The sequence below is a fragment of the Aurantibacter sp. UH7 genome (genome assembly GCF_056839165.1).
Map to the genome: position 1 here is coordinate 462981 of NZ_CM166388.1, position 19677 is coordinate 482657.

At 33.8% G+C, this 19677-nt stretch carries 19 protein-coding genes, 1 other RNA gene and 1 pseudogene; 8 read left to right on the plus strand and 13 right to left on the minus strand.

Features of this window, described 5'->3' with window-relative positions:
- Positions 1-172 precede the first annotated feature (172 nt).
- From UH7x_RS01885 to UH7x_RS01900, 4 genes are read left to right on the plus strand one after another with little or no spacing between them, the layout of a single operon-like run.
- On the plus strand, positions 173-823 hold the full coding sequence (locus UH7x_RS01885) for a hypothetical protein (protein ID WP_482362032.1): 651 nt from the start codon (positions 173-175) through the stop codon (positions 821-823).
- A complete protein-coding gene (locus UH7x_RS01890) occupies positions 801-1628 on the plus strand; it encodes a DUF3822 family protein (RefSeq protein WP_482362033.1) in 828 nt (275 codons plus the stop codon). The genes UH7x_RS01885 and UH7x_RS01890 overlap by 23 nt, the downstream gene beginning before the upstream one ends.
- Positions 1628-2176, plus strand: coding sequence for an RsmD family RNA methyltransferase (locus UH7x_RS01895; protein WP_482362034.1), 549 nt, complete (start codon positions 1628-1630; stop codon positions 2174-2176). Before UH7x_RS01890 ends, UH7x_RS01895 begins: the two co-directional genes overlap by 1 nt.
- Before the next feature lie 6 nt (positions 2177-2182).
- Positions 2183-3058, plus strand: coding sequence for an RluA family pseudouridine synthase (locus UH7x_RS01900; protein ID WP_482362035.1), 876 nt, complete (start codon positions 2183-2185; stop codon positions 3056-3058).
- Positions 3059-3080: 22 nt separating this feature from the next.
- Here the strand turns inward: UH7x_RS01900 and rnpB are convergent.
- Positions 3081-3397, minus strand: an RNA gene (rnpB, locus tag UH7x_RS01905) — RNase P RNA component class A.
- 109 nt (positions 3398-3506) lie between these two features.
- On the opposite strand from rnpB, the pseudogene UH7x_RS01910 reads away from it, so the two are divergent.
- A pseudogene (locus tag UH7x_RS01910) lies at positions 3507-5317 on the plus strand (DNA polymerase III subunit gamma/tau).
- Here the strand turns inward: UH7x_RS01910 and UH7x_RS01915 are convergent.
- Positions 5312-5659 carry a transmembrane 220 family protein gene (locus UH7x_RS01915; protein WP_482362036.1) on the minus strand — a complete coding sequence of 116 codons (348 nt, stop codon included), beginning with the start codon at positions 5657-5659 and terminating at the stop codon, positions 5312-5314. The pseudogene UH7x_RS01910 and the gene UH7x_RS01915 sit on opposite strands and share 6 nt — an antisense overlap.
- 63 nt (positions 5660-5722) lie before the next feature.
- Here UH7x_RS01915 and UH7x_RS01920 point away from each other — a divergent pair, with 63 nt between their 5' ends.
- The gene (locus tag UH7x_RS01920; protein ID WP_482362037.1) at positions 5723-6304 is read left to right on the plus strand and encodes a MiaE family protein; all 582 of its coding nucleotides are present in this window, start codon (positions 5723-5725) and stop codon (positions 6302-6304) included.
- Positions 6305-6308: 4 nt separating this feature from the next.
- Here the strand turns inward: UH7x_RS01920 and ppk1 are convergent, their stop codons facing one another.
- From ppk1 to rpsA, 9 genes are all read right to left on the minus strand, one after another.
- Positions 6309-8390 carry a polyphosphate kinase 1 gene (gene ppk1 / locus UH7x_RS01925; RefSeq protein ID WP_482362038.1) on the minus strand — a complete coding sequence of 694 codons (2082 nt, stop codon included), beginning with the start codon at positions 8388-8390 and terminating at the stop codon, positions 6309-6311.
- Complete coding sequence (locus UH7x_RS01930; RefSeq protein WP_482362039.1) at positions 8387-8875, minus strand: SixA phosphatase family protein; 489 nt, start codon at positions 8873-8875, stop codon at positions 8387-8389. Before UH7x_RS01930 ends, ppk1 begins: the two co-directional genes overlap by 4 nt.
- A gap of 15 nt (positions 8876-8890) precedes the next feature.
- A complete protein-coding gene (pdxH, locus tag UH7x_RS01935) occupies positions 8891-9538 on the minus strand; it encodes a pyridoxamine 5'-phosphate oxidase (RefSeq protein ID WP_482362040.1) in 648 nt (215 codons plus the stop codon).
- 117 nt (positions 9539-9655) lie between these two features.
- Positions 9656-10162: a hypothetical protein gene (locus UH7x_RS01940; protein ID WP_482362041.1), complete on the minus strand. Its 507-nt coding sequence runs from the start codon at positions 10160-10162 to the stop codon at positions 9656-9658.
- Positions 10163-10215: 53 nt separating this feature from the next.
- Positions 10216-11121: a ribonuclease Z gene (locus UH7x_RS01945; RefSeq protein WP_482362042.1), complete on the minus strand. Its 906-nt coding sequence runs from the start codon at positions 11119-11121 to the stop codon at positions 10216-10218.
- Entirely contained in the window at positions 11118-11450 is a 333-nt protein-coding gene (locus UH7x_RS01950; RefSeq protein WP_482362043.1) for a ribonuclease Z, read from the minus strand. Before UH7x_RS01950 ends, UH7x_RS01945 begins: the two co-directional genes overlap by 4 nt.
- Before the next feature lie 6 nt (positions 11451-11456).
- Positions 11457-12383 (minus strand): aspartate carbamoyltransferase catalytic subunit, encoded by a 927-nt coding sequence (locus UH7x_RS01955; RefSeq protein ID WP_482362044.1) that lies wholly within the window; start codon positions 12381-12383, stop codon positions 11457-11459.
- 2 nt (positions 12384-12385) lie between these two features.
- The gene (gene pyrR, locus UH7x_RS01960; protein WP_482362045.1) at positions 12386-12925 is read right to left on the minus strand and encodes a bifunctional pyr operon transcriptional regulator/uracil phosphoribosyltransferase PyrR; all 540 of its coding nucleotides are present in this window, start codon (positions 12923-12925) and stop codon (positions 12386-12388) included.
- A gap of 128 nt (positions 12926-13053) precedes the next feature.
- Entirely contained in the window at positions 13054-14886 is a 1833-nt protein-coding gene (gene rpsA, locus UH7x_RS01965; RefSeq protein ID WP_482362046.1) for a 30S ribosomal protein S1, read from the minus strand.
- A gap of 264 nt (positions 14887-15150) precedes the next feature.
- Here rpsA and UH7x_RS01970 point away from each other — a divergent pair, with 264 nt between their 5' ends.
- The gene (locus tag UH7x_RS01970; protein WP_348151816.1) at positions 15151-15531 is read left to right on the plus strand and encodes a LysM peptidoglycan-binding domain-containing protein; all 381 of its coding nucleotides are present in this window, start codon (positions 15151-15153) and stop codon (positions 15529-15531) included.
- Between the two features lie 79 nt (positions 15532-15610).
- On the opposite strand, the gene cmk is transcribed toward UH7x_RS01970, so the two are convergent.
- Both cmk and lon read right to left on the minus strand, forming a co-directional pair.
- Complete coding sequence (gene cmk / locus UH7x_RS01975) at positions 15611-16312, minus strand: (d)CMP kinase (protein WP_482362047.1); 702 nt, start codon at positions 16310-16312, stop codon at positions 15611-15613.
- A gap of 63 nt (positions 16313-16375) precedes the next feature.
- Positions 16376-18826, minus strand: a complete 2451-nt coding sequence (gene lon, locus UH7x_RS01980; RefSeq protein WP_482362048.1) for an endopeptidase La — start codon at positions 18824-18826, stop codon at positions 16376-16378.
- A 297-nt stretch (positions 18827-19123) separates the two neighbouring features.
- Between lon and UH7x_RS01985 the strand changes: the two genes are divergently transcribed.
- Complete coding sequence (locus tag UH7x_RS01985; RefSeq protein WP_482362049.1) at positions 19124-19675, plus strand: RNA polymerase sigma factor; 552 nt, start codon at positions 19124-19126, stop codon at positions 19673-19675.
- The last annotated feature ends 2 nt before the right edge of the window (positions 19676-19677 follow it).

Sequence of the window (19677 nt, forward strand, 5' to 3'; positions counted from 1 at the left end):
TAATACGTATTTCAATTACTTATTAATTTCGATACCTTATATTGCCAAGCATTACTAACATTAGGTTTTAAGGCTAATAAAACAAGTTTAAAATCGATGCCAAAAAATTAGGCGGTTTGCAAAAAAATTGTAGATTTGTGTTAACCACTAAATGAAATAATACTTATAGAAAATGAAGACTATAATACAGATTGTACTTTGGATTGCTTGTATCTTTTTCGGTTACATGATTTACAATTCAGTTACTGGACCTATCCAGTTCAAAAAAGTAAAGCAAGAACGTTTTGCTAAAGTAGTATCAAGTTTAAAAGATATTCGCGATGCACAAGAGGCCTATAAAACAGTGAATAAGAAATATGCTAAAGATTTCAAATCACTAATTAGCTTCGTAGATACTGGCAATTATACTATAACACAACAAAGAGATTCTTCTTTCTTAAGATACAATAAGGCTTTTCAGATTGATATGCCAGTTGATACTATAATAGTTGACACATTAGGAAGAGTATCTGTTAAAGATTCATTGTTTAAGGCGGACAACCGTTACAAAAATATGATGAATGTACCAGGTGCTCAGAATGGAGAAAAATTTGAAATGAAAGCTGCAATTGTAGATAAAGGCGGATACAAAGCTCCCGTTTTCGAAGCTAAAGTCGCTAAAAGTGTAGTATTATATGACCAACCTAGTGATCTAGTAGCTAAAGAAAATTCTGAAATTAGTGTTGAGGAAATTAACGGTAGCGAAATAAAAGTTGGATCAATGAATGAAGTTAGTAACAGTGGTAACTGGCCTCAAATTTATGACGCTAAGAAAAATCAATAATACAATAGAAAAATTTCATAAACTGTCCATTCAAGTTAGCTTGAATGGACTTTCTTTTTGCATATGGGACAGTATTACAAATAGTGTCCTTACATCCGAAAACATCGTCTTTCAAAAAGAGCTTACCCCCTACGCCGTTCAAAAAGAACTGAAGGCTATTTGTGAGAAACATGATATTGCTAATAAAACGTTTGCCGATATTATTATAATCCACCGAAACAATCTTTTCAGCTTTGTACCGAAATCACTTTTTGACGAAAACGAATTAGCAAATTATTTGAAATTCAATGCTAAAATATTAGCTAACGATCATGTTGTTTTCGATGAGCTTGAAAATTATGAAATGTGCAATGTTTATGTGCCTTTTGTAAATATCAACAATTACATTTTCGAGCTGTTTGGTTCTTTTATCTATAAGCATAGCGCAACTGTTATAGTCGAATCGCTGATGAATAATTATTCTACAACAAAAAATGCAGCTTGCTATGCTCATATTACCGAAACACAGATAGAGCTAACAATAATGGAAAACAAGAAATTACTGTTGTATAATAGTTTCGATTACGTAACTAAGGAAGATTTCATGTATTATCTGTTATTTACTTTGGAACAATTGAAAATAGATACCGAAAAAATTACGTTAAAATTATTTGGCGCAATTGAAGAAAATGATGACTTATTTAACCTATGTTCCCAATACGTAAGAGACGTTTCACTATTTAATCCTTCAGAATCAACTTTTAATTTTGAACTCGACGATTCGGAATTAGAGACTATTGATTTTACTGTTTTAAGCTCACTATAATGCGAATAATCTCTGGCAAATATAAAAGTAAGCGAATAATGGCTCCAAAAAAGCTACCTACTCGCCCTACAACTGACATGGCCAAAGAAGGTCTATTTAACATACTTAACAATAACTACTATTTTGATGAGTGTTCGGTATTAGATTTGTTTTCTGGCACTGGAAACATCAGTTATGAGTTCGCTTCTCGTGGTACCACAGAAATTACCGCAGTAGATGCCAACGCACATTGCGTAAAATTTATTGAAAAAACTACGAGTGAGCTTGATTTTTCTATTGACGCGATAAAAAGTGATGTTTTTAAATACTTAACGAGAGTAAATATAAAGTACAACATAATCTTTGCTGATCCACCTTATGCCATAGCCTTAGAAGATTTCGAAAGAATTGTGAAACTAGTTTTTAAAAATGAATTATTACTCGAAAATGGACAACTAATAATCGAGCATTCCTCCCATACTGATTTATCCAAATTAGAAAACTACAGTAATAAACGGAAATATGGAGGTAGTGTATTTAGTTTCTTTGAAAACACTATCGAAGCTTAAATAATTATGTGTTTATTTAATAAGGCTACTATTAGAGAAACACATATTGCAAAAGTTCAAGAGCACCCGATTCGCTTACAAGAGTATGGCGTTAGTATTTTTGATGCACTTCCCACCAAATCTGCACTTAAAAAAGCAATCAAAAAAAAGGTAATTTATGTGAACACCAAGATAGCAACTACGGCTACCCTAATATCAGGTGGTGAATCAATCACGCTTCATCAAATTGATGAAAACAATAACAAAAGAGAATTCTCACTTTTATTAGAAGTGATTTTTGAAGACGATTATCTTGCTTTAATACACAAACCACCAGGAATTCTAGTCAGCGGAAATGCTTTTAAAACCATTTTCAATGCCTTATCACAAAACCTTACTAATAGCACGCAAACAGATGCAGTCAAACCAAAACCAGTCCATCGTTTGGACTTTCCTACTTCCGGACTTTTACTGGTTGGTAAAACAGCAAGTTCAATTTCAGCTTTAAATAGACTTTTTGAATACAAGGAAATAAGCAAGTCGTATTATGCGATAACAATCGGAGTAATGAATATTAAAAAAGATACCATTACTACAGCCATAGACGGTAAACATGCAATATCTACTTATGAGGTACTACAAACTATTGAATCGGAAAATTTTGAGTATTTAAATTTGGTGAAACTAATACCACAAACAGGAAGGCGTCATCAATTACGCAAGCATTTAGCAGCTATAGGAAATCCCATTTTAGGGGATGTAGACTACGGAATTGAAGGCAAAATCTTAAAAGGAAAAGGACTATATCTTCATGCCTTTTCGTTAGAGTTTATTCACCCAATTACCAATGATAGGCTATATTTTGAAAAAGAACTTCCGAATAAGTTTAGGAAGTTGTTTTAAAAGTAATAATGCATACTAATAAAATAAAAGCAGGCCATAAGCCGGATTCTGTGCTACACCGAGGTGTAGTCCTTATCATTTATCTCGGTCTTAAATTACTCTAAGACTCAATCCGCCTACCCTTCAGTTCGGGCGTGCAGCCCTCAAACACTGATTTACGTGACGTTGCACCGTATAGAGTTTACCTGGTTTCACTACAGCCGAACTGTACTTGCTTTCTGTTGCACTGGTCCTCTTACGTCAAAGACGCAATGACGGGAGTTACCCGCTATACTGCACTATGGTGTCCGGACTTTCCTCTATTCGCACAAGGCGAATAGCGATAAGGTGGCCTGCTGCGTACAAAGGTAGCGCAATTGTTGATAAGTAAACATCGAATATCGACAAATAGAATCTATAAAAGCTTCGCGATTTTTATATTTGTATACTTATCAATTAAAGTCAAGATTTGGAACCTTTTGTAGTATCGGCTCGAAAATACCGTCCCCAAACATTTAAAGATGTTGTGGGCCAAAAGGCTATTACCAATACGCTTACGAATGCCATTGAAAACAACCATTTAGCTCAAGCACTGTTATTTACAGGTCCAAGAGGTGTTGGTAAAACTTCTTGTGCCAGAATATTAGCAAAGAATATAAATCAAGATGGACAGATAAGTGAAAATGAAGATTTTGCATTCAATATTTTTGAGTTGGATGCCGCTTCTAACAACTCGGTTGATGATATTCGTAATTTAACGGATCAAGTTCGTATTCCACCGCAAGTAGGCAAATATAAAGTCTATATTATAGATGAGGTTCATATGCTTTCACAGGCTGCTTTTAATGCCTTTTTAAAGACATTAGAAGAACCTCCTAAACATGCCATTTTTATTTTAGCAACAACTGAAAAGCATAAAATAATACCGACAATCTTATCTAGATGTCAAATATTTGATTTTAAGCGAATTACAGTAAAAGATGCCACTGAATACTTAAAATACATTGCGGAAAATCAAGGAATTGAAGCCGAAGATGACGCCTTGCACATAATAGCTCAAAAGGCAGATGGTGCTATGCGCGATGCGCTGTCTATCTTTGATCGCGTAGTTAGTTTTTCAGGTAAACAATTAACAAGAAAAGCGGTAACCGAAAATTTAAACGTTCTTGATTACGATACTTATTTTGAAGCAACAGATTTAATACTAGCATCTAAGATTCCTGATTTATTGGTGCTTTTCAATAAAACATTAGCATTAGGTTTTGATGGACATCATTTTATATCTGGCCTAGCTTCACATTTTAGAGATTTAATGGTTTGCCAACACGAACAAACAATTGAACTTTTAGAAGTAGGTGAAACAGCAAAAGCGCAATATAAAGAACAATCAAAAAAAACATCGAGTCAATTTCTCCTTAAGGCAATTGATATAGCTAACGACTGCGACCTCAAATATCGAAGTAGTAAAAATCAAAGACTACTAGTTGAACTAGCATTAATGAAATTAGCATCCATAGAATATATGGGTGAAAAAAAAAACCTGAATCAATAGCATTAGCAAATAAGACTATTGAGTTAGTACCAGCTTCTTTCTTTAATCACACTAGAAAACCCATAGCAAAAGCACCGGAAAGACAAGCAACACCTATTACTGTTGTATCGGAAAAAGTTAGTACACCATTACCAGAGGAAATAGTTACAACCGCTGCACCAGAAAAAGAAGAATCAATTTCTGATATAGCGGAACCAGCTGCTGCAATTAATACCGAGATTTTGACGAAACCAAGTGTCAAAAAAATCAATATTAATAAGCCTGCAAAGAAGGTTTCCGGACTTTCAATTTCTAGCTTAAGAGCTAAAAAAGAACACGCCCTCAATAAAAAAGAAGTTCGCATAAATCCCGCAGATCTTCCAAAAGATCCATTTACAGAGGAAGAAATGCGGCAACATTGGGCAGATTTTGTAAACAAGATTGAAGCAAAAGGTCAAAAAATATTAGCCTCAAACCTTAATTCTGATATTCCTTCACTTAGAGATAATAATAAACTCTGGATAGAATTGCCAAACTCTACCATGAAAACTGAAATTGAACGTGAACAATTTGAGTTGATGGAGTACTTAAAACAAAAACTTAATAATTACGAGATTTCACTAAATATAACAGTCAATGAAGCTGTAGCCAAAAAATTTGCATTTACACCTGAAGAAAAATATGAAAAGCTACGCGAAAAGAATCCTGCTATTGACCTTCTCCGCAAAACTTTCGATTTAGACCTATAAACTTCTTTTGCGGTACCAAGCAAAAAAGAACATTGCTACAGACATAATAATTAATCCAAATGCCTCTCTACCCTCTTCAATATTTTTAATATCACCTTTACCAATTTCAAACCCCTCAAAGGTTTCAGGGTATACATAAATTGCTCCTAAAACTCCCAGTATGCCACATATAAGTGGCACCACAAATGATACTTTGTTTAAAGCCACTCCAAAAGAAACCAGTGCACTTATTGCATAAATTACAATCCATAATAATGGATCCGGGTCGTTATACTGCAATACAGCAGATACAACACTTAAAATTCCATATGTCCAGGCGAATATCTTTGCAAATGATTTCATCTAACAAATATAAAGTTTTGAAACATTTTTCAATACCAGTACTTTTGATAAAATTTATATTTTATGCTTGGTTTAAAACTTCCTACCGATCCTAGATGGGTAAATATTGTTGAAAAAAACATTGCCGAAATACTTACAGACCATGCCTATTGTGAGCAAAAGGCGGCAAGTACAGCTATTTCACTCATTGTAAGTTTCCCGGAATACTCTGAATTAATTGAAGAAATGATAGCACTTTCTAGAGAAGAAATGGGTCATTTTAAAATGGTTCATGATCGTATTTTAGCACGTGGCGAAAAATTAGGAAGAGACCGTAAAGATGAGTATGTAATACAACTAATAAAATTTTTTCCAAAAGGTGGAAGTAGGACCACACAATTAGTCCATCGATTGCTCTATGCAGGATTAATAGAAGCACGCAGCTGCGAAAGATTCCGACTGTTATCGGAGCAATTAGAAGATAAGGAGCTAGCGGATTTTTACCATAAACTAATGGTAAGTGAAGCAAGCCATTACACAATGTTCTTAAAATTTGCACGCCAATATGGTGATCTAGAAGAAGTGAATCAGAAATGGCAAGACTTACTAAAGTACGAGGCTGAGATTATGAAAAATTTAGGAACTTCCGAAACTATACATGGATAAACTTTTATAGAACACTATCTGTTTTAGCTAGATAGTACTCGTATGTAGCAAATTGAGAACGCACTTTTGGCTTATCATTTTTACGATATGCATTATCTTGAGCTTCATTAAATACACGAGCTTTGACATTATCACTCCAAGCAATTTCAAAAGTATCTAAAAGTTCTTTCTTAATATCCTCATCATAAATTGGACAACCTACTTCTACCCTATTTTCTATATTTCGAGTCATAAAATCAGCCGATGAAATATACATTTGCGTATCGCCATCATTACAGAAAATGAATAATCTTGGATGTTCAAGAAACTTATCTACAATGCTAATAGCCTCAATATTTTCACTCAATCCTTCAATACCCGGAATTAGACAGCAAATACCCCTAATAATTAATTGAATTTTCACACCAGCCTGGCTGGCCTCATACAACTTATCAATCATTTTATAAGAAGTAAAACTATTCATCTTTATTTTGATGAATGCTTCCTTACCAGCCTTAGCATTTGCGATTTCTTGATTTATTAATTTTTTAAATTTTCGTTCTGTGTAATGTGGTGATACGATTAAGTGTTTAAACTTTTTTATTTTGTAAGTTGTTTCAAAGAAATCAAAAACCTTATTAAGCTCTTTTAAAATCGGAGTATTAGCAGTAAACAAAGTATAATCGGTATAAATTTTTGCGGTAGATTCATTAAAGTTACCCGTACTTATAAATCCATAACGCTTTAAGCCTTGTGGCTCTTCTCGCTCAATAATACATATTTTACTATGCACTTTTAAGCCTGGAACTCCAAAAATTAATTTTACACCTTCCGCTTGTAATTGCTCAGCGTATTCAATATTTGCTTGTTCATCGAATCTTGCTTGAAGTTCTATTTGTACAGTTACGTTTTTACCATTTTTCGCAGCATTGATAAGCGCAGTAGCTACTTGAGAATTATTTGCCAAGCGATAAACCGTCAATTTTATCGTACGCACTTTTGGGTCAAGAGCTGCTTCTCTTAAAAACTTTAGTACGTAAGCGAAAGTATGGTAAGGCGTGTATTGCAAATAATCCTTTTCCGCTATTTTCTCTAACAAACTACCTTCCCAGTTTAGCCCAACAACAGGTAATGGCGTTATTTTATCATATAACAAATCTGTTCTACCGAGACTTGGAAAGCCCATATAATCACATTTATTATGATATCGACCACCGGGTATTACACTATCGGCGTCTTCAATGGCCATTTTTTCTTTCAAAAATCTAAGTGTGTCATTTCCTATACTTTTATCGTAAACAAAACGAACAGGATCACTGATTTTGCGGTGTTCTACACTTGATGAAATCTTTTCAATAAAACTTTTACTTAAATCATTATCAATATCAAGTTCAGCATCTCTAGTAATCTTTATCATATGCGCAGATATTGATTCGTAGTTAAACATATTAAAAATATGTCTAAGGCAATATCTAATTAAATCATCGAGCATTATAATGTAGCTTTTTCCATTTTCATGTGGAAGTTCCACAAAGCGCTCTATGCCTTTAGATATTTCTATTAGGGCATATTGGATTTCTTTATGTTTACTTTCACTCTCTGCATTAACCATTACCATTTTCACTGCTAAATATGCCGCAGTATCCTTTAGCATAGGAAATTGAGTTACCTCATCCAAAATGATAGTCATTAAACGAGGGCTCACATTTTTTATAAAATAATCTTTAACGAAAACTTGCTGACTTTCACTTAATTCATTTTCTTGAAGTATAAAAATATCCTGCTGTTCTAATTCATCTTCAATGTCTTTTAAAATTTCTAAACTCTGAGATTGCTGCTGAATAACTATCTTGGTGATTTCTTCAAGTAAATCTTTCGCTGTATCACCACCCAAAACACTTTTACCACTCTTCCCCGCATCAAAAATTCGTTTTACCGTAGCATATCGTACTTTAAAAAACTCATCGAGATTATTAGAAAATATTCCTAAAAAGCGTAGTCTTTCGATAAGCGGCACATTATTATCAGCACTTTCTTGAAGTACTCTTTCATTAAAACGTAACCAGCTTATTTCTCTATTTATATATTTGCTCTTTACTTTATTCATTCTCTAAGTTGTTTCGGAAAAATAGTTTGTTCAGTTGTTCCTTTTGCTATTTGAGACCACGTATCAATATTAAAATTTAATTCCACTAGTCCAGCAGTTGGAACGTTGTCAATATAGCTATTTCCTAAAGAATTGGCAATATGAGTGAAAGCATGATTATGTCCAAAAATTAGTACTGAATTAATATCGTTATTCAAATTTTTTAGAACATTTAGAACTTCATTACCTGAAAAATCATAAAGTTCATTAAGCACTTCCAATTTATTAAAAGGCAGATATAACTGACGCAAAAATATAGCACAGGTGTGAAGTGCCCTATTCGCTGGACTCGAGTATACGGCATCGATTTTAATAGCTTGTTCAGCAATTTTATCACTAACTAATATCGCATCGTTTATACCACGTTCTAAAAGTGGACGGTCCTTATCACTAACAGAATATTCCCATGAAGATTTGCTGTGTCGTACAAGAATTAACTTTTTCATATTTAATGCTATTCACTATGGCGCTAATCGCTCAATAGTCCAATTAAAATCTTCTTGCAAAGAATATCGAATACGATCATGCAATCTATTGGGTCGACCTTGCCAAAACTCCATGGAAATTGGTTTTACAATATAACCACCCCAATAATCTGGTCGTTGAATATCTTTCCCATTTAATTCATGCTCTAAATCCTTAAGTTTATCCTCTAAATATTCTCGAGAAGGAATAACTTTACTTTGATCCGAAACTATTGCACCTAATTTACTTCCGTCTGGGCGCGATTCAAAATACCCATCAGATAGGTTTTGACCAATTTTTTCAGCCTTACCCTTTACGATTATCTGACGTTCTAATACCGACCAGAAAAAGGATAAACAAACATTTGGATTTTGCTCAATGGCCTTACCTTTTTCACTTTCATAATTAGTATAAAAAATAAAACCTTCTTCTGTATATTTTTTTAAAAGCACTACCCTATTTTTAGGGAAGCCATCTAGTCCAATAGTAGAAACTGTCATTGCATTATGCTCTTCGCTACTCTCAGAGTTCTCAACCTCGTAAAACCACGTTTGAAAAAGTTGCATAGGATTTTCAGAAATTACATCTTCTGTTAATGCACTTTTTTCATAAGATCTTCTATAATTGCTTAGGTCTTTTTCCATGATAATTAATCTATAAACAAGATATGTAAAGTTCTTTAAAAAAAACAAGACCTCAATGGTTTTTACAACCTTGAGGTCTTATAAATTATCTTATTTTAAAATTAGAGAATTAACAAATCAATCAATTTTCTGATAACTCATTTGTATTGGCACAGGAGCATCGGCAGGATATGAAAGATAATACAGCGTCAAAGTTTTATTTTTTATATCGTATCTAGTTCCGTAGCCCTCACTCTCTTCATACTGTATAGTTTTCGGCTCTGGCATGAAACTATTTTCCCATGATGTATTCGACTCTAATTTGATAAAAATACTATCTCCTTTTACCTCAAAAGTTCCTAAAGTTTCAGATTGTCCAATAATCTCATCAGGATTTTCATCTTTAAACCCATAGAAATCAATAGTATTGGAATAGGAAGCATCGGAATTAAAAGTATAGGTAAAGACCATATCAAAATATCTATAATCTTCTCCAAGTCCGCCGCTTGGCACTTGGTCAGTTCGACTCCATTTCCCTATAATATCTGTACTTGAATATTCCTCTTCGTCTTCAATAATCTCACTTCCACACGAAAATAAAAATAGAGTCAGTATAAAACCCAAAAATTTAATATTCTTCAACATAAAATCCGTTTTATACTAGATGTGCTTTTTATGATTTCGTTGCGTGTAATTACTTAAAGCTCAAAGGCCTTACCATCATCTGCCAATTCAACATTTTTAAAAACTGTAATTGCCTCTTCTTTAAAAAGTTGAATCGATTTATATCGCGTAGAATAATGTCCTAAAATAAGTTTCTTAACATTGGCATCTTTGGCTATTGTAGCAGCTTCTTTAGCCGTAGCATGTTTCGTTCTATCTGTTAAGTGTTGTTCTGACTCCAAAAATGTTGATTCATGATATAAGGTATCAACATTTTTAATTTGCGCCACTATGTCCGGTTTATAAGCTGTATCACTACAGAAGGCATAGCTTTTAGCCGCTGGGGGATCAAAGGTCAACAACTTATTATCTATTTCACGACCATCGTCTAAGATGATATTTTTTCCTTTTTTTATATTATGATAATAAGCTTTGTCAATTTTATATTGGGCAACAACATCAATATTTAATTTTCGTTCACCCACTTTTTCTTTAAACAGAAAGCCATTGGTGTATACTCTATGGTTTAATGGAATTGTTTCAACTGTTACTTTATCGTCTTCGTAAATAACTTCACTTTCTTTGGATGATAGTTCATGGAAAATCAATAAATAATTTGTCCATGAATCTCCTAATTTAAGTAATAATGTAATTGCTTCTTTAATTCCTTTAGGACCATAAATATGCATTTCTTTATCTCTTCCTAATAGTCGAAAAGTAGAAATTAATCCGGGTAACCCAAAAAAATGATCTCCGTGTAAATGCGAAATAAAAATATGATTGATCCGCGAAAACTTAATTTTATGCTTGCGTAATTGAACTTGCGTTCCTTCGCCACAATCAATTAAAAACATGTGGTTTTTAATTTCTAAAACTTGAGAAGTCGGATTTGTAAGTGTTCTCGGTGTTGCAGCATAACAACCTAGAATAGTCAAATTCATAAATCGAGGTCCCTTTCGATTTCTTCCATTTCTATAAAATCGTGTGCTTCTCGTATCGTTGGCACTAAAGAAATTTCTTCAGGAGCATCATCATAACTTACTTTGGCAGTAACCAGCACAAATGATTTATTTAAAGCGCGATGTTCATTCGAAATTTGCAAGAATTCTAAAATATCGTCTGCTGTTAAAGCAGAAAAAGTAAAAAGATTAATAATTAAATGGTCATCTTTTATTTTTGGATAAGCCTCTTTCAAGTTTTTCAAAAACTCAGCCAATGAAATATTCTCCTGAAACACCGTAGTAGTGTTGCCTTTTTTATCAAATATCATATTGTTTTATTTTATTTTGGAAGCTAACAAATAAATTACTGCCATACGAATAGCTACTCCGTTCTCAACTTGATTCAAGATAATACTTTGATCTGAATCTGCAACGTCACTGGTTATTTCTACCCCTCTATTTATTGGACCAGGGTGCATAATTGTAATCTCTTTATCTAAACTATTTAGCAAAGCCTTATTTACACCAAATTGTTGTGCATATTCTCTTGTGGTTGGAAAATAACTCATATCCATACGTTCGTTCTGTACACGTAACATATTGGCCACATCGCACCATTCGAGTGCTTTTCTTAAATCAGTTTCTACAGTTACTCCCAAGCTTTCAATATGCTTAGGCATAAGCGTTTTTGGACCGCATACTTTTACATTGGCACCTTGTAATTTTAACGCAAATATGTTCGACAATGCCACACGTGAATGCAGAATATCACCAACAATTACAATGTTTTTTCCAGCAACTTGTCCAAAACGCTCCCGAATAGAATACGAATCTAGCAACGCTTGTGTTGGATGTTCGTGGGCACCGTCACCTGCATTTACGATTGCTGCATTTACATGTTTTGATAGAAAAATACCTGCTCCAGGGTTCGGATGTCTCATTACAACCATATCTACCTTCATCGATAGAATATTGTTTACCGTATCAATTAAGGTCTCTCCTTTTTTAACTGATGATTGTCCTGCAGAAAAATTAATAACATCTGCAGACAAACGCTTTTCAGCTAATTCAAAAGAAAGCTTTGTACGTGTACTATTTTCAAAAAAGATATTTGCAATAGTTATATCTCGTAAGGAAGGTACTTTCTTAATAGAACGATTAATTACTTCTTTAAAATGATCAGCAGTTTCAAAAATGAGTTGAATATCACCTTTGTTGAGATATTTAATTCCTAGTAAGTGTTTTACACTTAATTCGCTCATTCTTATTTATTTATCAAATAAATGATGTCTTTACCATCGTTTTCTTTCCAGAGAACTTTTACTTTCTCGTTGTTAATAGCATCTACTTGTCTACCTCTATAATTTGGTTGAATTGGCAAGTGTCTACTAAATCTTCTATCAATAAGTGTCAATAACTCTATTTCAGCTGGCCTACCAAAAGACTGTATCGCAGTTAATGCTGCTCTAATACTTCTACCTGTGTATAATACGTCGTCTATAAGTACTACCTTTTTATCTTCTACTAAAAAATTGATATTTGTTTTGTTGGCTTCCAAAGGTTTCTCACCTCTTCTAAAATCATCGCGATAAAATGTGATGTCTAGAGAACCTAGATCAATATGCTTTACTTTATATTCTTCCTTTAGCAATTTAGTCAATCGTTCTGCCAAGTAAATACCTCTTGGCTGCAAACCAATTAAAACTGTTTCACTAAAATCTAAATGATTTTCAAGCAACTGACAGGCCAAACGGTGAAGTATGATTTGAATTTCTTTAGAAGAGAGCAGTACTTTTTGACTCATATCTTTATTGGCCGATGCTTTAAGCTTAACAAAAATATGAAATTAAGACGGAAAGCCTTGGAGAATTTACAACAAAAAAAAGCCCTGATATTTCTATCAGGGCTTCTATATAAAATATAGTAAACAAATTATTTATCGTTTGCTTCCATTTTATCTTTCAACGCTTGTAAAGCATCATTAGCATCACCTAAAGTAGGCTTAGCCTCATCAGCAGCTTTACTAGCTCTTTTCTGTGCTGCTTTTACATTACGCACTTCTTCTTCTTTAAAGATAGCGGTATGACTTGCAACAACTCTCTTGAAGTCTTTATTGAATTCAATGATTTTAAATTCAGCTTCTTCACCTTTACCTAATTTCTTACCATCTTCTTTTTCTAAATGGCGTTGTGGTACAAAAGCAGTAATATCTTCATTAAACTCAATAGTAGCACCTTTATCAACAATATCAGCTATTGTTGCTTTATGTACAGAACCCAAAGCAAATTCAGTTTCATATTTATCCCAAGGGTTTTCAGTAGTTTGTTTATGTCCTAAGCTTAACTTACGGCCTTCAACATCTAACTCCAACACCTCAATATCAATAGTATCACCAACATTCACAAATTCTGATGGATGCTTAATTTTCTTAGTCCAAGATAAATCTGAGATATAGATTAGACCATCAATTCCTTCTTCCATTTCAACAAAAACACCGAAGTTGGTAAAGTTTCTAACGATACCTTTATGACGTGAGCCAACTGGGTATTTAGAAGTAATATCAGTCCATGGATCTGGAGTCAATTGCTTGATACCAAGAGACATTTTACGATCTTCTCTATCTAAAGTTAACACTACAGCTTCAACTTCATCACCTACTTTTACAAAATCTTGTGCAGATCGTAAATGTGTAGACCATGACATTTCAGAAACGTGAATTAATCCTTCAACACCTTCAACTACTTCAATGAAAGCACCGTAATCAGCAATAACAACAACCTTACCTTTAACTTTATCTCCGATTTTAATCTCGTCAGATAAAGCTTCCCAAGGATGCTTCTCTAATTGCTTCATACCTAATTGAATTCTAGATTTGTTTTCATCAAAGTCTAAAATAACAACGTTTAATTTCTGATCAAGCTCAACAACCTCGTTCGGGTGGTTAATTCTAGACCAAGAAAGGTCAGTAATGTGAACTAAACCATCTACACCACCAAGATCAATAAACACACCATAAGAAGTAATGTTTTTAACAACACCTTCTAGTACTTGTCCTTTTTCTAATTGGCTAATGATTTCTTTCTTCTGTTCTTCGATATCAGCCTCAATAAGTGCTTTATGCGAAACAACAACGTTTTTGAATTCGTGATTAATTTTAACCACTTTAAATTCCATATTCTTCCCAACATACTGATCGTAATCGCGTATTGGTTTAACATCGATTTGAGAACCTGGTAAGAATGCTTCAATACCGAATACATCGACAATCATACCACCTTTAGTACGACATTTAACAAAACCACTAACAATTTCTTCATTGTCATGCGCTTTGTTTACACGATCCCATGCCATGATGGTACGCGCTTTTCTGTGCGACAATACTAATTGTCCACTTTTATCTTCGCGTATATCTATAAGAACTTCAACTTTGTCACCAACCTTTAAATCAGGATTGTAACGAAATTCGTTTAATGAAATTACACCTTCAGATTTAGCGTTAATATCAATAATAGCCTCACGTTCAGTTAAATAAACTACTGTACCGGTAACTACTTCTTCATCTGCAGTATCAACAAAATTCTCTGCTACTAATTTTTCAAATTCTTGCAATTTTGAGTCTTCAACACGCTCAATTCCTTGTTCGTATTTTTCCCAGTCAAAACTTTCTAAAAATTCTTTTGGATCTTGGACAGGAGCTGCCACTTTTTCTTCTTGTTTTACCACTTCGGTTTCTTCTACCGGGGTAGTTGCTTTTTCTTCAGCCATTTGAAGATTAAATTTGTATTCTGTGTTTATTAAAGAGCTAAACGACTATCACAGAAGTTGTTATACGTTTATTTTTTAAATATTCCTTTTTCACTCTTTATACTGCCGTCAAAAAAGGAGTGCAAAAATACAATTAAATTATTATTTTAACCAACAATACATCTAATAGTAGCAATAAATATGGGGTATTTTAACCGAACACCCCATTTTTATTATAATAATTACTATTTTTACAAGTATATTATTAACCATTAAAATAGAAAAATGAGCGTAAAAGCAAAATATCAAGGGGTATTAACCCTTGGGGAGCAATTAGGAGTAAAAGATGGTGCTGTTACTGAAGAAGGTGGTGTTCTAAAAATAAAGGGGGTTGCCAACACTCAGTATGAGAAAAACCTTATGTGGGACAAAATCAAGGAACTTGGTGGAGACAGTCCTTCTGACATTAAAGCCAATATCACGGTTGAAGATACTTCAGTATACGCAAGACATACGGTTAAAGGCGGTGAATCTTTAAGTAAAATTGCAAAGCATTACTATGGTGATGCTATGAAATATAAAGAGATTTTCGCTGCAAACACAGGAATATTGAAAAATCCAGATGTAATTCATCCAGATCAAGTTTTAGTAATTCCTAACCTATAAGTAGTAGGTTTATTGAAATACAAAAGGGATGCAGATGCATCCCTTTTTTTATTCCTTTAATGTTCAAAAATCTTACTATTTACGATTTTCTGCGTTCTTCAATTAATCGTAAGGCATAACCGTGCAAGCGTTCAAATTGATCCTGTAGCCCAATATCACTATTATCAAACTCAATAGCATTATCTGCTTTTCGCAACGGAGAAAATTCTCTATTCGAATCTATATAATCTCTCGATTCTACATTTTCTAATACTTCTTGATATGTTACCTGCTCTCCCCTATCTAATAATTCTTTATACCGTCTTGTTGCACGAGCTTGTGGCGATGCTGTCATAAAAACTTTCATTTCTGCATCCGGAAAAACTACGGTGCCAATATCGCGGCCATCCATAACAATCCCTTTTTCCTTACCAATTTCTTGTTGTATTTCAACAAGCTTAACTCGAACAGCCTGAATTTCGGCAACTGGGCTTACATAAGCTGAAACCGCTAAGGTTCTAATTTCCTTTTCAACGTTCTCATCATTCAAATAAATTTCTGAATAACCCAAACTTTCATTAAAAACGAATTTTAGATTTATTTGTGGCAAGTCATTTACTAAAGCATCGACATTTTTCACCGATTCTCCGAAATAACCTTTTCTCAGAGCGTACAACGTAACTGCCCTATACATTGCACCTGTATCCACATATACATAGCCCAAATCTTTGGCCAAATGTTTTGCAACAGTGCTTTTTCCAGTAGACGAATAACCGTCAATTGCTATGGTGATTTTACACATACTTCAAAAATAGTTAGAATAGATTAAAATAATACTCTTGTATCTAAACTCAATTTAAAATATTTATAATTTCTTCGGATTTACCACCTTCTTGTCGGTAATAGCAATATCAATAACCTCATGCATATTAGTAACATAATGAAATTTTAATCCTTTTAAATAGTCTTGTTTAATTTCTAAAATATCTTTCTCATTATCTTTACACAAGATTATCTCTTTAATCCTTGCTCTTTTTGCAGCTAGAATTTTCTCTTTAATACCTCCAACAGGTAATACTTTGCCACGCAAAGTAATTTCTCCTGTCATCGCCAAGCTACTTTTGATTCTTTTTTGAGTGAAAAGAGAAACTAAAGATGTGAGCATTGTAATACCTGCACTTGGCCCATCTTTTGGGGTCGCACCTTCTGGGACATGAATGTGCACATTGTACTTATCAAAAACCTCAGAGTTGATACCAAATCTATCACAGTTAGACTTAATATATTCCATAGCGATGGTTGCTGATTCTTTCATCACCTTACCAAGGTTTCCGGTTATATTAAGGATGCCTTTCCCTTTAGATAATATAGACTCTATAAAAAGAATATCACCACCTACACTTGTCCAAGCCAAGCCTGTTACAACACCAGCAACATCATTGTTCTCATATTTATCTCTTTCTAATCTCGCAGGGCCTAATACTTTTTCAATATCAGCATTAGAAACTTTAATATCGTACTTTTCTTCTGTAGCTATAGATTTTGCTGCATATCGCACCATTTTTGCAATTTGCTTTTCCAAGTTACGAACACCAGATTCACGGGTATAACCTTCCACTATTTTTTCTAGTTGCGGTTTACCAATTTTTAAATCCTTTGCAGTCATTCCATGCTCAGTTAATTGCTTAGGCAGTAAATGACGCTTTGCTATTTCTACTTTCTCCTCAATAGTATAACCCGAAACATTAATTATTTCCATACGGTCCCGTAAAGCAGGCTGTATAGTCGATAGGTTATTTGCAGTAGCTATGAACATAATCTTTGAAAGATCATAACCCATTTCTAAGAAATTGTCATAAAACTCACTATTCTGCTCAGGATCTAATACCTCTAACATTGCCGATGAAGGATCTCCCTGATGGCTATTCGAAAGTTTATCAATTTCATCTAAAATGAATACGGGATTTGATGTTCCGGCTTTCTTTAAACTCTGAATAATACGCCCAGGCATGGCGCCAATATAAGTTTTACGATGTCCTCGTATCTCAGCTTCATCACGCAAACCACCTAAAGACATGCGCACATATTCTCTACCTAATGCTTCGGCAACGGACTTACCAAGGGATGTTTTACCAACGCCCGGAGGACCATAAAGACATAAAATTGGAGATTTCATATCATTTCGAAGCTTTAAAACAGCTAGGTATTCAATAATCCTACGTTTTACATCTTCTAAACCATAGTGATCACGGTCTAATATTTTTTGTGCTCTCTTTAAATCGAACTTATCTTTAGAGAATTCATTCCAAGGCAAGCCAATAAATAAATCGAGGTAATTTCTTTGTATCGAGTATTCCGCAACTTGCGGATTCATACGTTGCATTTTTGCAAGTTCTTTATTAAAATGATCACCTACAGCTTTAGTCCATTTTTTAGACTTAGCTAATTTTCGCATTTCGTCTATCTCCTCATCATTAGAAACACCACCCAATTCTTCTTGAATAGTTTTCATTTGTTGATGTAGAAAATACTCACGTTGTTGCTGATCTAGGTCATTCCGAACTTTTAACTGAATATCGTTGCGTAACTCCAATCGCTGCATTTCAACATTCATATATTTTAATGTAGCTAATGCACGCTCTTTTAAGTTACCTATTTCTAACAACTCTTGTTTCTCTTTAACCGCCAAATTAAGGTTTGAAGAAACGAAGTTTATTAAAAATGAATTGCTTTGTATGTTCTTTATTGCAAATGAAGCTTCACTAGGTATATTCGGATTATCCTTAATAATGCGAAGAGCTAGCTCTTTAATAGAATCGATAATAGCTAAAAACTCTTGAGTATCCTGCCCTTCGCGCTCTTCTGTAGTTTCGCGAATAGTAGCAGTGATATAAGGATCTTCTGTTAAGACTTCAGCAACTTCAAATCGCTTTTTACCCTGTATAATTACAGTTGTATTGCCATCAGGCATTTTTAAAACTCTAAGAATCTGAGCTACTGTACCTAAAGTATTAATATCCTTAATTTTTGGATTCTCAGTCTCTTCATCTTTTTGAGAAACCACTCCAATTACTTTAGACCCGCTATTTGCGTCTTTAATTAAATTAATGGATTTATCTCGACCAGCAGTTATCGGAATCACTACTCCTGGAAACAATACTGTATTACGCAAAGGCAATATCGGTAAGGTTTCGGGCAATGATTCATTATTCATTTCCTCTTCATCCTCAGGCGTCAATAATGGAATTAATTCTGCTTCGCTTTCAATATGCTGTAACGACACATTGTCAATATTTATGAATTTTGTTCTTGCCATAATCAATATAGTGCGTCAATCTGTCATTTTGATCAACGATGTTATTATATGTTCTTTTCTCGTAATATAGGCCAAACTTCAATGCGGCTAAAGATTTACCGTTTTTGAAACTTGAATCTTTATAAATTAAGACAATTGTTGTGCCATAAGCCAAGGAAGTGAAAAAATGCCATATTCCGTAATTAAAACAGCCATATTCGACAAATGCGCCCCTAATTTCGGCATCCTCCCAAAAAATAATTAGATAAGTGTAACAATCATTAAATTCGATAATCTTTAATACAAATAACAACCTTTTTGAGCCAAAGTATTGAACATACAGACAAACTGTTACAGTTATGTCTTAAAGGTAACCAATCCGCACAATTAGAAATATACAATCGCTATTACAAAGCAATGTATAATGCGGCATTGCGTATCGTAAAAGACACAGCTGAAGCCGAAGATATTATGCAAGAATCATTCTTGAGTGCATTTACAAAATTGCACACTTTTAAGGGTGACGTTGCTTTCGGTGCTTGGTTGAAACGAATTGTAGTTAATAATAGCATTTATTACTACAGAAAACACCAAAAAAAGAACGAAGTATCATTTGATAATGTAATGTACAAGGTTGAAGATAATGATGGAATAGTTTCGGATCATGTGTTTTCTGAACAAAAGGCTCAAAAAGTGATGAAGACCATGAAACAATTAAAAGACAATTACAGAATTTCTTTGACCTTACATTTAATAGAAGGATATGATTATGAGGAGATTAGTGAAATAATGAACATTAGTTACGCTAATTGTAGAACAACAATATCAAGGGCAAAAGAAAGCCTAAGAAAGAAAATTTTAAGCGCATAAAT